The sequence below is a fragment of the Pseudomonas sp. FSL W5-0203 genome, from assembly GCF_001896155.1.
In the GTDB taxonomy this organism is placed as follows: domain Bacteria; phylum Pseudomonadota; class Gammaproteobacteria; order Pseudomonadales; family Pseudomonadaceae; genus Aquipseudomonas; species Aquipseudomonas paracarnis.
The window spans coordinates 323,094-336,752 of record NZ_MPOR01000003.1; the positions used below are offsets into that span (position 1 = coordinate 323,094).

General features: G+C 60.0%; 12 protein-coding genes. 1 reads left to right on the top strand and 11 read right to left on the bottom strand.

Features of this window, described 5'->3' with window-relative positions; genetic code table 11:
* Nucleotides 1-177: 177 nt before the first annotated feature.
* Genes BOP96_RS05240 through BOP96_RS05250 form a run of 3 tightly spaced genes read right to left on the bottom strand, consistent with a single transcriptional unit; the run spans nucleotide 178 to nucleotide 5,389 of the window.
* The gene (locus tag BOP96_RS05240) at nucleotides 178-3,243 is read right to left on the bottom strand and encodes an efflux RND transporter permease subunit (RefSeq protein ID WP_019819880.1); all 3,066 of its coding nucleotides are present in this window, start codon (nucleotides 3,241-3,243) and stop codon (nucleotides 178-180) included.
* Nucleotides 3,240-4,310 carry an efflux RND transporter periplasmic adaptor subunit gene (locus tag BOP96_RS05245; protein WP_014716450.1) on the bottom strand — a complete coding sequence of 357 codons (1,071 nt, stop codon included), beginning with the start codon at nucleotides 4,308-4,310 and terminating at the stop codon, nucleotides 3,240-3,242. Before BOP96_RS05245 ends, BOP96_RS05240 begins: the two co-directional genes overlap by 4 nt.
* Nucleotides 4,307-5,389, bottom strand: coding sequence for an efflux RND transporter periplasmic adaptor subunit (locus BOP96_RS05250; RefSeq protein ID WP_014716449.1), 1,083 nt, complete (start codon nucleotides 5,387-5,389; stop codon nucleotides 4,307-4,309). Before BOP96_RS05250 ends, BOP96_RS05245 begins: the two co-directional genes overlap by 4 nt.
* Nucleotides 5,390-5,510: 121 nt before the next feature.
* Between BOP96_RS05250 and BOP96_RS05255 the strand changes: the two genes are divergently transcribed.
* Complete coding sequence (locus BOP96_RS05255; protein ID WP_073452003.1) at nucleotides 5,511-6,671, top strand: AAA family ATPase; 1,161 nt, start codon at nucleotides 5,511-5,513, stop codon at nucleotides 6,669-6,671.
* A gap of 99 nt (nucleotides 6,672-6,770) precedes the next feature.
* On the opposite strand, the gene BOP96_RS05260 is transcribed toward BOP96_RS05255, so the two are convergent.
* The 8 genes from BOP96_RS05260 to BOP96_RS05295 all read right to left on the bottom strand — a co-directional run bounded on the left by BOP96_RS05260 (nucleotide 6,771) and on the right by BOP96_RS05295 (nucleotide 13,591).
* The gene (locus BOP96_RS05260; RefSeq protein WP_020302225.1) at nucleotides 6,771-7,619 is read right to left on the bottom strand and encodes a transporter substrate-binding domain-containing protein; all 849 of its coding nucleotides are present in this window, start codon (nucleotides 7,617-7,619) and stop codon (nucleotides 6,771-6,773) included.
* Nucleotides 7,616-8,392: an amino acid ABC transporter ATP-binding protein gene (locus BOP96_RS05265; protein WP_014716446.1), complete on the bottom strand. Its 777-nt coding sequence runs from the start codon at nucleotides 8,390-8,392 to the stop codon at nucleotides 7,616-7,618. The genes BOP96_RS05260 and BOP96_RS05265 overlap by 4 nt, the downstream gene beginning before the upstream one ends.
* On the bottom strand, nucleotides 8,389-9,048 hold the full coding sequence (locus BOP96_RS05270) for an amino acid ABC transporter permease (RefSeq protein ID WP_020302224.1): 660 nt from the start codon (nucleotides 9,046-9,048) through the stop codon (nucleotides 8,389-8,391). The genes BOP96_RS05265 and BOP96_RS05270 overlap by 4 nt, the downstream gene beginning before the upstream one ends.
* Nucleotides 9,029-9,694 carry an amino acid ABC transporter permease gene (locus BOP96_RS05275; RefSeq protein ID WP_014716444.1) on the bottom strand — a complete coding sequence of 222 codons (666 nt, stop codon included), beginning with the start codon at nucleotides 9,692-9,694 and terminating at the stop codon, nucleotides 9,029-9,031. The genes BOP96_RS05270 and BOP96_RS05275 overlap by 20 nt, the downstream gene beginning before the upstream one ends.
* 368 nt (nucleotides 9,695-10,062) lie before the next feature.
* Complete coding sequence (locus BOP96_RS05280) at nucleotides 10,063-10,845, bottom strand: MetQ/NlpA family ABC transporter substrate-binding protein (protein ID WP_003187613.1); 783 nt, start codon at nucleotides 10,843-10,845, stop codon at nucleotides 10,063-10,065.
* A gap of 106 nt (nucleotides 10,846-10,951) precedes the next feature.
* The gene (locus BOP96_RS05285; RefSeq protein ID WP_014716443.1) at nucleotides 10,952-11,878 is read right to left on the bottom strand and encodes a sigma 54-interacting transcriptional regulator; all 927 of its coding nucleotides are present in this window, start codon (nucleotides 11,876-11,878) and stop codon (nucleotides 10,952-10,954) included.
* 48 nt (nucleotides 11,879-11,926) lie between these two features.
* A complete protein-coding gene (locus BOP96_RS05290) occupies nucleotides 11,927-12,508 on the bottom strand; it encodes an alpha/beta hydrolase (RefSeq protein ID WP_014716442.1) in 582 nt (193 codons plus the stop codon).
* Between the two features lie 219 nt (nucleotides 12,509-12,727).
* The gene (locus BOP96_RS05295; protein ID WP_238346829.1) at nucleotides 12,728-13,591 is read right to left on the bottom strand and encodes a glycosyltransferase; all 864 of its coding nucleotides are present in this window, start codon (nucleotides 13,589-13,591) and stop codon (nucleotides 12,728-12,730) included.
* Nucleotides 13,592-13,659 lie beyond the last annotated feature (68 nt).

Here is a 13,659-nt window from a genome sequence, read left to right on the forward strand (position 1 = left end):
GGGGATTTTTCAGAAACTTCACACAGTCTCAACCAGAATGAAGATCCAAATGTGGGAGCTGGCTTGCCTGCGAAAGCGACAGTTGAGTCACAGATGCAGCGACTGATACACCGCCTTCGCGGGCAAGCCCGCTCCCACAGGGGGTTTGCGCTTAACCGGCAGCCCCCTCTCTCAGTGTTAATCCTGTTGTGGCTGATGTTCGTGTTTCGGCTCGCGGATCTTGTACCAGGCCACATACAGCGCCGGCAGAAACAGCAACGTCAGTAACGTCGCAATGATGATCCCGCCAATCATCGCGTAGGCCATCGGCCCCCAGAACACTTCCCGCGCAATCGGGATCATGCCCAGGCTCGCGGCGGCGGCCGTCAGCAGAATCGGCCGACGCCGGTGTTCGGTCGCTTCCACCACCGCGTCCCACGGCGTGTAGCCGGCCTCTTCGTACTCGTGGATCTGTGTGACCAGAATCACCGAGTTGCGGATGATGATGCCGATCAGCGCCAGGATCCCCAGGATCGCCACAAAGCCCATGGGCGTGCCCGTGGGGATCAACGCCAGCACCACGCCGATCAGCCCCAGTGGCGCAACGCTGGCCACCAGGAACATCTTCTGCACGCTGTGCAACTGAATCATCAGGAACGTGGCCATCAGGAACAACATCAACGGCACCACGCTGGCAATCGGGCCCTGGGCCTTGCCACTTTCTTCCACGGTACCGCCGGTGGCGACTTTGTAGCCCACCGGCAAGCCTTCGCTGAATTTCTCGATGGTCGGCGCCAACTGCTTGACCAGGTCGGTCGGCTGCATCTCATCGCGCACCGCGGCCTTGATGGTAATCGTCGGCTTGCGGTCACGACGCCACACCAGCGGCTGCTCCAGTTCGTAACGCACCGTGGCAAAGGCCAGCAATGGAATCGAGGTGCCATTGGGCGTAACGATCTGCAGGTTCTGCAAGGTTTCCGGCGTACCGCGCTCGGCGTCCTCGGCGCGGCCGACCACGTTGATCAGGTAGATATCGTCGTGCACCTGGGTCACCGCCGCGCCGCTGACCACGCTGTTCATCAACTGCGCCACGTCTTCCGACGAAAGCCCCAGTTGCCGCGCCTTGTCCTGGGCGATGTCGACGCGCAGCACTTTGCCCGGCTCGTTCCAGTCGTAGATGATCTCGCCCAGGTGGGTGTTCTGATCCAGCAAGGTCGCCAGTTCAATGGCGTGCTTGCGCACCTGATCGGTGTCTTTACCAGAGACGCGGTACTGGATCGGCCGCCCGACCGGCGGGCCCATTTCCAGCGGCTGCACGTAGCTGCCGATACCGACAAAATCATCGCGCAAGCGTTTCTGCAATCGAGCGATCAGAGCGCCACGCTCTTCCAGGCCCTTGCTCACAATCACCAGCTGCGCGTAGTAGGGGTTTTCCAACTGCTGGTCCAGCGGCAGGTAGAAACGAATCGCGCCCTGGCCGATGTAGGTGCTCCAACGGGCGATATCCGGGTCGTCCTTGATGATCGCTTCGAGGCGGTCTACCGCCTTGCGCGTCTCGTTGATCGAGGCGTTTTGCGGCAGGTTCAGGTCGACGAGAATTTCCGGACGGTCCGACGACGGGAAGAACTGGTTCTGCACAAATTGCATGGAAAATACCGAGGCCACGAACAGCGCCACGGTGATGCCAATCGCCCACCAGCGGTTGCGCATGGCCCACAGCATGCCGCCATTGAAGGCACGGCCAATGCGCCCTGGCTCGGCGTTGTGCGGTTTCACATTGGCGCTGAGGATATGCACGCCGATCACCGGCGCAAACAGCACCGCCACCACCCACGACACCAGCATCGCCACGGCAATCACCGCGAACAGGGTAAAGGTGTACTCGCCTGCCGAACTGGCGTTGAGGCCAATCGGTACGAAACCGGCCACGGTCACCAGCGTGCCGGTGAGCATCGGGAACGCCGTGGAGGTATAGGCGTAAGTCGCCGCCTGTTCCTTGGTTTCGCCTTTTTCCAGGCGCGTGATCATCATCTCCACCGTGATCATCGCGTCATCCACCAGCAGGCCGAGGGCGATGATCAACGCGCCCAGCGACACGCGCTGCATGGTGATGCCGCTGTATTCCATGAACACGAATACCAGCGCCAGCACCAACGGAATCGAGCACGCCACCACCAACCCGGCGCGCATGCCGAGGCTGATAAAGCTCACCACCAGCACGATGATCACCGCCTCGAACAATGCGCTGGTGAAGCCGCCGACCGCCTCTTCCACCACTTCGGCCTGGTCGGACACCTTGTGCACGCCGACGCCCACCGGCAGGTCGGCGGTCAGCTCGTCCATGCGCCCGTGCAGGGCCTTACCGAACGACTGGATATTGCCGCCCTTCTGCATGGCGATGGCCAAGCCAATCGCCGGTTTGCCGTTGAAGCGAAACATCGGCCGCGCCGGGTCCACATAACCACGGCTGATGTCGGCAATATCCGCCAGCCGGTAGAAACGGTCATTGAGGCGCAGGTTGACGTTGGCCAGGTCTTTCTCCGAGGCGAACTGCCCGGAGGTGCGCACGGAGATGCGTTCCGGCCCGGCCTCGATCACCCCGGCGGGGGTCACGGCGTTTTGCGATTGCAGGCTTTGCACGACCTGGCGCTGATCAATCCCCAGGGCCGCGAGTTTGCGCGTGGAGAAATTCAGGTAAATCACTTCGTCCTGCTGGCCGATCATCTCGACCTTGCCCAGCCCTGGCACCGAGCGGATTTCGGCGCGCACCTGTTCCACGTAGTCACGCAACTGGCGCATCGACAGGCCATCGCCGGTAAAGGCATACACCGAGCCGAACACGTCACCGAACTCATCGTTGAACGATGGCCCCTGCAAGCCCTGGGGGAAGGTCCCACGAATGTCATCGATCTTTTTGCGGACCTGGTACCAGATCTCCGGGATGGCCTTGGCACTGGTGGTGTCCTTGAGGAACACGAACACCGTGGACTCGCCGGGCCGGGTGTAGCTTTTCACATAGTCGAGAGAGTCGAGTTCCTCGAGTTTTTTCTCGATACGGTCGGTGACCTGCTTGAGGGTTTCTTCCTGGGTCGCGCCCGGCCAGCGGGTCTGGATCACCATGGTCTTGATGGTGAACGACGGGTCTTCTTCACGGCCCAGGTTCATGTACGAGAACACGCCCATCAGCAGCGCGACGAACATCAGGTACCAGACGAAGGACTGATGCTTGAGGGCCCAGTCGGATAAGTTGAAGCTCCCTTTCATCGCGGGCTGTCCTCGTCGATTTTGACTTTTTGCCCAGGTTTCAGGCTGTTCACGCCGGCGGTGACAATGCGCTCGCCGGGTTTGACGCTGCCATTGAGCAAGGCGCTGCGGGCATCACGGCTGATAACCGTGACCTCGCGGGGTTGCACGGTCTGGCTCTGGGTGTCGAGCAGCCAGATACGGGTCTTGCCGTCCACTTCCTGCAAGGCGCTCAGGGGCAGTTCGATACGCGGGGCGATGGCGGTGCTCAACGTCACGCTGATTGCCGTGCCCAGGCGGAACGCGGGCGGGGTTTCGGCCAGGCTCAGGCGTGCGCGACGGGTGCGCGTGGCGCTTTGGGCCTGAGGCTCGATCTCACGCACCACGGCGGTGGTGTGCACGCTGGGGTCCAGTTGCCCGGCGACCAGGAACACCACATCGGCAGGCAAGCGTTCAGCCAGGCCGGCGGGCAGGTCGATCACCGCTTCCTTGATGTCCGGACGGGCCAGGGTCACCACCTGCTGGCCGGCGCTGACCACTTGGCCGGCCTCAGCGTTCCAGGCAGTGACGATGCCGGCATGGTCGGTGCGCAGTTCGGCGTAGTTGAGTTGGTCCTTGGCCTGGTTGACCGAGGCACGGGCCTGGTCAAGGGTCGCCTGGGTGGTTTTCAGGTCGGTCTGGGCCACATCCAGCTGAGCCTGGGCGCCGACGCCACGGTTGAACAGTTCCTGTTGCCGCCGAGCGTTGGCCTGGGCGTTGATGAACTGCGCCTGTACGCGCGCCAGGTCGCCCTGGGCAGCGCGTAATTGGTTCTGCTGGTCGGTGGGGTCAAGCACGGCGAGCAAGGCGCCCTTCTCCACCTCGGCGCCGACATCCACGGCGCGACGGGCGATGCGGCCGGGCACACGGAAACCCAGGTTGCTTTCATATCGGGCCTGGATGGTGCCGGCGAAACGACCGAGGTTTTCCTGGTCTTCGGCCCTCACTTCCATGGACAGCACCGGGCGTAAGGGTTCGGGCGGCGCCTCTTCCTTGGAGCAGGCCATCAGCAACAGGCTGGCGGCGACAATGAGCGTCAATTGCTTCATGGCTGCGCTCCGGGTTGGGCGATCTCGACGACCATGCCGGGGTGCAGCAATTGCCCACCGGCTATCACGACTTTTTCACCGCCTTTGAGGCCCTCGCCGATGATCACTTTGCCGGTGAGGTAGCGCGCCACGGTGACCTTGTGCAACTGCACCTTGCCTTCACCGTCCACCAGCCACACGGCCGGCTCGCTGAGGTCTTTGGTCAGGGCCGACCAAGGCAGCTCGATGCTCGCCTTGGCCGGGCCATTGGCGGTGGCACTCACCACCGACCCCAGCTCCATACCCTTGGGCAGGCTTTGCAGGGCGATCTTCACTTGGACGGTGCCGGTATTGGCGGCCACGGCGGGCGTGACTTCGCGGACTTTGCCCACGGCCTTGATGCTCGGGTTGTCCAGCAGGCTCACCGTAATCGGCGCGTCGGGGGGCGGCTCCACCAGCAGGGACTCATACACGTTGAACACGGCGTCACGCTCGCCATCGCGGGCCAGGCTGAAGATCGGCACGGTGGCTTGTACCACTTGGCCGACTTCGGCCTGGCGCGCCGTGATGATCCCAGGGGCATCGGCGATCAACGCGGTGTAGCCCAACTGTTCGCGTGCATTGGCCAACTGCGCCTGGGCAGCGGCCAGGGCACTTTGACTGCTGCGCAGCGCGGCCTGGGCGGCGTCGTATTCGCTGCGGCTGGTATAGCCTTTGGGCAAGAGTTTTTCCTGGCGCACGAAGGCGGCGGCGGTCTGCTTGACCCGCGCCTGCTCGGCCACAACCTGGGCCTGGGCCGAATCGACGTTGGTTTGCAGGTCCTTGGGGTCGAGCTTGGCCAAGACTTGCCTGGCCGTGACGCGGTCGCCTACGTCAACCATGCGCTGGATGATCTTGCCACCCACGCGAAAGGACAGATCGGTTTGCACGCGCGCCTGGATATCGCCGGTCAGCGTGACCGCCGCGGCAAAATCCGCTGACTGCACGGTTTGCACGAACACCCGCGAATGCTGCTTGGGCTCGGCTTTGTCCTGGCCACAGCCGCTGAGCAGCGCCAGGAGGCCAAGGCTGAAAATAAATGTCGAGGTGCGACCGCCCATGCAGGCTCCTTTTGCGTGATGCCGACGTTCAAGTGTGTATGCGACTGTGAGCTTAGATCAGGGTTCCTTATCTGCATGGAGGATCCCATACTCCAATGGTTCCCATGCTGACTAATTACACATGCTTAAAACCCTCGCGGTGGCCAATTACCGCTCGATCAACAAATTGGTGGTGCCCCTGGACCGGCTGAACCTGGTGACCGGGCCCAATGGCAGCGGCAAATCCAACCTGTATCGCGCCCTGCGCCTATTGGCCGAAACCGCCCAGGGCGGGGTGATCAATGCGCTGGCCCGCGAAGGCGGGCTGGATTCGACCTTCTGGGCCGAGCCGGAAACCATCAGCCGGCGCATGCGCAATGGCGAAGTACCGGTCGAATCCACTGTGCGCCAGGGCGTCAAACGCCTGCGCCTGGGGTTTGCCGCAGAGGATTTCAGCTACGCGATCTCTTTGGGCTTACCCGAAAAAACCCTCTCGGCCTTCAAACTGGACCCCGAAGTAAAAAAGGAGTGCATCTGGGCCGGCCACGTCTACCGTCCGGCCAGCCTGCTGGTGCAGCGCTCAGGGCCGATGGTGCGTGCCCGCGAAGGCCGTGCGTGGGATGTGCTGGCGCATCACACACCGAACTACCACAGCCTGTTCGATCAGGTCGGCAGCCTGCGTGGCTCGCCGGAAGTGCTGCTGTTGCGTGAAAGCATTCGTGGCTGGCGCTTTTACGATCACTTTCGCAGCGACGTGGACGCGCCAGTGCGCCAGCCACAGTTGGGCACGCGCACGCCGGTGTTGCACCACGACGGCCGCGATCTGGCGGCCGCGTTGCAGACCATCCGCGAGATTGGCGATCCCGAGGCGCTGCAACGCGCCGTGAGCGATGCATTCCCGGGCGCGCGTCTGCACATTGAACCGTTGCAGGGCGGACGCTTTGCCATCGAGTTCTATCAGGAAGGCTTGCTGCGACCGTTGTCGGCGGCGGAGCTGTCGGACGGCACCCTGCGCTACCTGCTGCTGATCGCCGCGCTGCTGACCCCTCGGCCACCGACCATGATGGTGCTGAACGAGCCGGAGACCAGCTTGCATCCGGACCTGTTGCCGGCACTGGCCCGCTTGATTATCCAGGCGTCGAAGCAGTGCCAGGTATGGGTGGTGAGCCATGCCAGCCGCTTGATTGCGGCGTTGCAGCAGGATGAGGGGTGTAACTCGATTGTGTTGGAGAAGGTGTTGGGGGAAACACGGATTGTGGGGCAAGGGATGCTGGATGCGCCGGCCTGGCACTGGCCGGAGTAGGCGGTGACTGCACTGGCCTCATCGGGGGCAAGCCCCCTCCCACATTTTGATGTGTGAATACATTCAAAGGTGGGAGCTGGCTTGCCTGCGATAGCTATCTCAGCCCTGCCACTTACCGCCCTCAACAATCACACTCTCAGGCTTGGTGTCATCGCTCAGCTCTTTACGCACATATTGGTCATAAAGCTTGAGCAGGAATTTCTCCTCGCCCAGCTTCGCAAGCTCAGCGTTCACCCAGTCACGCAGCTCGATATTGCCCTTCTTCACCGCCGGGGCAATGGGTGCTTCATCACCGAGCTTCTCTTCCAGCACGCGGTAGCCAGGGTTCTGCTTGGCCCAACTGAACAGCACCAGGTTGTCTTGCGCATAGGCATCCCCACGGCCAGCCGACAGCGCCTGCAGCGACTCGGAGTTCTTCTCGAACTTGAGCAGCTTCCAGTCCGGATGGTTCTTGGTCAGCCAGATATCCGCCGTGGTGCCGGTGGTGACGATGGTCGTGCGGGTTGCCAGGTCATCCAGGCTTTTGACGGCGCTGTCATTCGGCACCAGAGCCTGCACCGCCACTTTCAGGTTGGGGTTGGTGAAGTCCACTGCTTCCTTGCGTTCAGGCGTCACGGTCATGTTGGCGAGAATCAGGTCGACCTTGTCGCTTTGCAGGAAGGGAATGCGGCTGGCCGGTTCCACGGCGACAAACTCCACCTTGTTTTCATCGCCCAGCAGGTCCTTGGCGAATTGCCGGCCGATGTCGGTATCGAAGCCGACATAACGACCCGCTTCGTCCACAAAGCCGAATGGCGGTTTATCGGTAAACACGCCGACAATCAGCTTGTCCCGCGCTTTGATTTTGTCGATGTAGCTCACAGCCGCAGGTTTTACCGGCTCTTCGGCCTTTTTATCGCAGCCGGCCAGCAAGGCGACGGCAAACAGTGGCAGCAGTAACTTTTTCATATCAGCTCCAGTTCCTTGATCTTTTTGGGCAGTGTTGAAACAAAGGAGAACTTCTCCAGGAACTGCTGCGCGCGTGCGGTCTGCGGGTTCGTAAAGAATGCCTCGGGGGTGTTGTGTTCGAGGATGCGACCGGCCTCCATGAACACCACGCGGTCGGCGACGGCGCGGGCGAAGGCCATTTCGTGGGTGACGATCAGCAGGGTCATGCCATCGCGGGCCAAGTCCTGGATCACTTCCAGCACTTCCTTGACCATCTCCGGGTCGAGGGCCGCGGTGACTTCGTCAAACAGCATGACCTGAGGGTTCATGCACAACGAGCGGACGATGGCGATGCGTTGTTGCTGGCCACCGGAAAGCTGGCGTGGGAAGGCGTCGCGCTTGTCGGCAAGGCCCACGCGCTCCAGCAATTTTTCCGCCTGCTCACGGGCTTCACGCGGGTCGCGCTTTTGCACTTTCAGCGGGCCGAGCAGGATGTTGTCGAGCACGCTCATGTGCGGGAACAGGTGGTAGCTCTGGAACACCATGCCAATGTCCTGGCGTACCTGGCGCCAGTCGGTGGTTTTATCCAGCAGCTCTTTGCCGGCAAAGCGCAGGCTGCCGCTGTGCGCGATTTCCAGCCCATTGAGGCAGCGCAACAAGGTGCTTTTGCCACAGCCGCTGGGGCCTAAGATCACCACCACTTCGCCGCGCTGCACGCTCAGGTCGATGCCCTTGAGCACCTGCGCCTCGCCGAAGAATTTGTTGAAACCCTGGAACTCGATCAATGCGCTCATGCTTGGGCCCAGCGCCGTTCCAGCAGCTTGGAGGCGGCCGACAACGGGTAGCAGATAAAGAAGAAAAACAGGAACAGCGCACCGTAGATCAATACCGACTCGTAGGTGCGCTCTATGATTTGCTGGCCGACCTTGATCACATCCACCACGCCGATCAGCACCGCCAGGGAGCTGGTCTTGATGATGCGCGTGTACACGTTGATGGTCGGCGGCGTCATGCGCCTGAGGGCCTGGGGCAGCAGTACGTAGCCGTACAACTGCGGGTCGGACAGGCCAATCGACAAGCCTGCTTCGCGTTGGCCACGGGGCAGCGAATGCAGCGCGCCACGCACCACTTCGCCCACCTCGCTGGCGCCCCACAACGACAGCACCAGCACCGCGCACCAGAAACTCGGGATGCTCAGGCCGAAGAAGATCGGCACGCCAAAAAACAGCAGGTACAACCACACCAGCACCGGAATGGCGCGGAACAGTTCCAGGTAGACCCGCAACACGCCGTTGATCGCCTTGTTATTCAAAGTGCGCAGCACGCCGTAGAGCACGCCGCCAACCGTGCTGAAGCCGATGCTCAAAAACGAAATTGACAGGGTTTGCGCAGCGCCCTTGCCCAGTTGCGGCAACGACACCCAGAGCAACTCAAGACCCGAACTGGCCATGCTGGAGCCTCCTTTCCAGGCGGCTGAGCAGCAGCGACAACGGCAAGAACAACAGCACGCAAATCAGCGTCAGCACGGCGAGCATTTCGTAGGTTTTATAGTAGAGGGCGATATAGCTCTTGGTGGTATAGAGAATCTCCGGCACCGCCACCGCCGACACCACGGTGGTTTCCTTGAGTAGAAAAATGAAGTTGGCGAACAGCGCCGGCAGGCTGAGGATGCCGGCCTGGGGCAGGATCACATGGCGCAACAGTTGCCAGTCGGACAGGCCAATGGACTTGCCCGACTCGATTTGCGCTTGCGGCACCGCTTCCACGCCGGCGCGCAGCACCTCGGTGAGGTAGGCGCCGCCCAGAAAGGTCATGGTGATGATCGCCGCCCAGAACCCGGAAATATTGAAACCCAGGGCCGGCAGCGCGAAGTAGACGAAGAACAGTTGGATCAACAGCGGCGTGTTACGCGCCAGCTCCACATAGAGCGCCACCAGGCGCGACAGGTAAGGCGTACGAAACACCAGCAGCGCAGCGTTGATCAGCGCCACCAGCAAGGACGTGGCAATGGCGATCAGGCCGACTTGCAGCGTCACACCCACGGCCTTGAGAAACGCCGGCAGGGTGCTGAGGATAAAAGCGAAATCGAAGGTCATGTGCAGTCCATATCGCCGCATGGGTAATGCCGCGAGCGCAGTCCGTGCCGACGTGGATAACGTCAGCTAGCGCGAACTTTAAAGGTATAAAAATCAAAGTTTAAATACCGAAATAGCATATTGATATCACCCAAAAACCTAACCTCTGTGGGAGCTGTCGATCGTTCCCACGCTCTGCGTGGGAATGCAGCCCAGGACGCTCTGCGTCCGCTCTAAGTCGTGACGCAGAGCGTCACAGGAGACGTTCCCACGCGGAGCGTGGGAACGAGCAAGCCAGCTCCCACAGTTTTGACTGTATTTCAGATAAAAAAACGCCGACGCTGTAGGAGCCGTCGGCGTTGAAACCTTGAAGGGGGTTTTGGCTTACATCAGAACGCTGGCACCACCGCGCCGTTGTACTTCTTCTCGATGAAAGCTTTGACTTCCGGGCTGGTCAGGGCCTTGGCCAACTTCTGGATAGCATCGCTGTCCTTGTTGTCCGGGCGCGCCACCAGGAAATTCACGTACGGCGACTTGGCGTCTTCGATGATCAGCGCGTCCTTGGCCGGGTTCAGGCCAGCTTCCAGGGCGTAGTTGGTGTTGATCAGGTCGAGGTCAACCTGGTCCAGCACCCGTGGCAGCAGGGCCGATTCCAGCTCTTTGAACTTCAGGTTCTTCGGGTTGCTGGCGATGTCTTTCGGCGTGGCCAGGGCGTTTGTCGGGTCTTTGAGGGTGATCACACCAGCCTTTTGCAGCAACAACAAAGCGCGGCCGCTGTTGGAGCCTTCGTTCGGGATAGCCACGGTGGCGCCGTCTTTCAGATCTTCGATTTTCTTGATCTTTTTCGAGTAGCCGCCGAAGGGTTCAACGTGCACGCCCACCACGGTAATCAAGTTGGTGCCCTTGCCCTTGTTGAAGTTTTCCAGGTACGGCAGGGTCTGGAAATAGTTGGCGTCCAGGCGTTTCTCAGCGACCTGCACGTTCGGCTGTACGTAGTCGGTAAAGACTTTGATCTGCAGGTCCACACCTTCCTTGGCCAGGGTCGGCTTGATCAGCTCGAGGATTTCGGCGTGCGGGATCGGCGTAGCGGCCACCACCAGTTTCTCGTTGGCCTGGGCAAAGCCAGCAGTCAGGGCAGCCGCCAGAGCGGTAAACAACAGAACCTTTTTCATGCAATGTCCTTCTAACGACCGTTTTTATGTGAGGTGCCAGCGAAGTGCTATCGCGGCGTGGAAGGGACAATACCTAGATTTTTTATTCCCGAACAATATCTTTTATTCACGTTGATATTCCATTTTGTTCATACAGGAATTTACGCACCGATTCCGTCTCGGCCGGGCTGGCGCTGGCCAAAATTCGTCGTACTTGCTCCAGCGGTGAGCCTGCCGTCGGTAGGTTCAAATGCTCGGGCAAGATTTCATCGCCGCTGCTCACCAGCAAGGCAAAGTGAATAACGTTTTCCAATTCTCGCGTATTGCCCGGCCACGTGTGGTGTTCCAGCACCTGCTGGGCGGCGTCGCTGATCAGTGGCACCGGAAGGTCCAGGCGCTGGCTGTAGATGCCGAGGAAATATTCGGCCAGAGACAAGATATCCCCCACCCGCTCGCGCAACGCCGGCAGGTCCAACCGGCCCTCACTCAAATAATGGAACAGACGCTCATGAAACTTGCCCACGGCCACGGCCTGGGCCAGGTCGATGCTGGTCGCGGCCACCAGGCGCACATCCACCGGGCTGGGCTGGTGGGCACCGACGCGGGTGACTTCGTGGTTTTCCAGGGCCGCGAGCAATTTCACCTGGATCGGCAGCGGCAAATCACCAATTTCATCCAGGTACAAGGTGCCGCCATTGGCCGAGCCAAACCAGCCCGCGCGGCTGCTCGCCGCGCCACTGTGACTGCCGGCGGCATAGCCAAACAACTCGGCATCCGCATAGGTGGGGCTGATGGCACCACAGTTGACCGAGACAAACAGGCCTGTACGGTCACTGCCACGGTGGATGTGCCGCGCCAGCAACTCTTTACCGCTGCCGGTTTCTCCTCGAATCAATACGGGTAAGGCGCGCGGCGCAAGGCTTTCCAACTCTTCACGCAGTTGGCGTGAGCGTGGGTCGACGAACACCAGCGCCTTGGCGCGGATGCTCAACGGGCTTTTTTCAGCATCTGGAAAGGTCAGCAGCGGCTGGCCGAAGGTTTCATGCAGACTCATGGCAGGCTCCCGCCCCAATCCACACAGGGACGGGGCGTTGAAAAAATATTAGGCGCTGCGCCGAGCATGGTGCTCGAGGCGATGTTGCAGGCGGTAGAGGTAAGCAAACCCTTGCTCCCAGCGGCGGTGGCCGGACTTCACATTGATATGCCCGGCGCCCGCCAAGATGCCGGCTTCGGCGCCCCACTGACGCGCCAGTTCCAGAGCCCTGGGGGCGCTCACGGCACTGTCGTTGTCGGAGCTGACCACCTGGCTGGGAAATGGCAGCAGGTCAGTTGGAATAGGTGCGAAATTGCGCAGTGCAGGGGCACACGCAGGGCGCTCGACATCCGCCGGTGCCACCAGCAACGCGCCGCGTACCTGCCGCAAGAAGTGCACGGGGGCAGTGGCGGCCCAGTGGGCCACGGTGATGCAACCCAAGCTATGAGCGATCAGGATGACCGGCGTGCTGTCGGCAGCGATGGCCTCGGCCAGTGCGGCGACCCAATCCTCGCGACGCGGTGTCAGCCAATCGGCCTGTTCCACGCGGGCGCTGTTGGGCAGGCTGTTCTGCCAATGGGTTTGCCAATGATCTTCTGGCGATCCTTGCCAGCCCGGCACGATCAGATAACGAATCGACTCGCTGTGCATGGGTGTGCCCTCCTGCAGCGTTTAACGTTGCTGACCAGTATAGGGGCGACCTAACAATCAAATAAGGAATAAAAAGGAATTTATTAATAACCAAATTGCATTTTCGACATCAGGTCACGTTATCCTCATCCGAGGCGATCGCCGTCACTGAAGCCAGTCGCTGAGGCGGATAAACCCGCTCCTCAGCGACTGCAATCGACACCAGGTTTGTTTTACCAATCAGCGGGAATGATGCATAGACTGCTCTGAGCCAATGGAGACCCCGAACTTATGATTCATCGGCATGTAATAATCTCGCGCGCTCATATAGTTGGCACCATAGTCCTTGGGAAGTAAAAGACAAGCGTTCAACAGTTCTGTCACCTCTTCAACTACCGCGAAAAACCCATACTCCTTTTTTGCCAATACATCCCCAAACATTTTCGGCCCGGTGATTTCAAAAATTTTCTTCTCGTATTCTTTATAAGCGTGCTGTTCGGCGGCTGTCGAACTGTCACTCAGGAAAGCACGATTACTTTTCAACCACTCCTCATTGGCCTTATAGCGCTCATAGGCCTCTTCCAGGATCTCATCCCGCAAAGGATTATCGGCATGACTGGCGAAATTACTGGTATTGAAACCACTGAAGTCTGCTGGTTCATAAGTCACTGGCGAATTCATCAGGATATCGTTCGGTGTGGCTTTCAACGTAACGTTTCCCACATTGAAAGTAAGTGTATCGTCCGCATCCAGATATATTCCACCGTACTTCTTAAGCAATGCAACGCGCATCACATCCGATGAGGCCGCTAGATTTTGCCCTTGGCCGGCACGAAAGTACTGATACATTTCCCCATACTTGCCAGCCTTCAGCTCCCTGAAAGCCTCATCTGCCTGCAAATCATGCACTTCCAGACCGCCTACTTTGTGATCCAATGCAGACTTTATCTTTTGAAAAACACTCGCATTATTGGCATCTACATGAACGATCGACTTATAGCCCGGACTTTTCCTGGAGTTCTCAACAATATTGTTGAGCAAGTTCTCTGGCATCTCATTGCCAGCCCAAAAATAGTGGGCGGCGGCAAAAACTGAGTGCAACACCTGACCTTTCCGGTACGGTGCTGCCCCTATGTCTTATACCGAACTCAGCGTTGAAGAGCGCGCCACCA

Excerpts from the sequence above, each read along its gene's own strand:
- BOP96_RS05240 (WP_019819880.1), bottom strand. The coding sequence starts at position 3,243 with ATGAAAGGGAGCTTCAACTTATCCGACTGGGCCCTCAAGCATCAGTCC.
- BOP96_RS05245 (WP_014716450.1), bottom strand. The coding sequence starts at position 4,310 with ATGAAGCAATTGACGCTCATTGTCGCCGCCAGCCTGTTGCTGATGGCC.
- BOP96_RS05250 (WP_014716449.1), bottom strand. The coding sequence starts at position 5,389 with ATGGGCGGTCGCACCTCGACATTTATTTTCAGCCTTGGCCTCCTGGCG.
- BOP96_RS05255 (WP_073452003.1), top strand. The coding sequence starts at position 5,511 with ATGCTTAAAACCCTCGCGGTGGCCAATTACCGCTCGATCAACAAATTG.
- BOP96_RS05260 (WP_020302225.1), bottom strand. The coding sequence starts at position 7,619 with ATGAAAAAGTTACTGCTGCCACTGTTTGCCGTCGCCTTGCTGGCCGGC.
- BOP96_RS05265 (WP_014716446.1), bottom strand. The coding sequence starts at position 8,392 with ATGAGCGCATTGATCGAGTTCCAGGGTTTCAACAAATTCTTCGGCGAG.
- BOP96_RS05270 (WP_020302224.1), bottom strand. The coding sequence starts at position 9,048 with ATGGCCAGTTCGGGTCTTGAGTTGCTCTGGGTGTCGTTGCCGCAACTG.
- BOP96_RS05275 (WP_014716444.1), bottom strand. The coding sequence starts at position 9,694 with ATGACCTTCGATTTCGCTTTTATCCTCAGCACCCTGCCGGCGTTTCTC.
- BOP96_RS05280 (WP_003187613.1), bottom strand. The coding sequence starts at position 10,845 with ATGAAAAAGGTTCTGTTGTTTACCGCTCTGGCGGCTGCCCTGACTGCT.
- BOP96_RS05285 (WP_014716443.1), bottom strand. The coding sequence starts at position 11,878 with ATGAGTCTGCATGAAACCTTCGGCCAGCCGCTGCTGACCTTTCCAGAT.
- BOP96_RS05290 (WP_014716442.1), bottom strand. The coding sequence starts at position 12,508 with ATGCACAGCGAGTCGATTCGTTATCTGATCGTGCCGGGCTGGCAAGGA.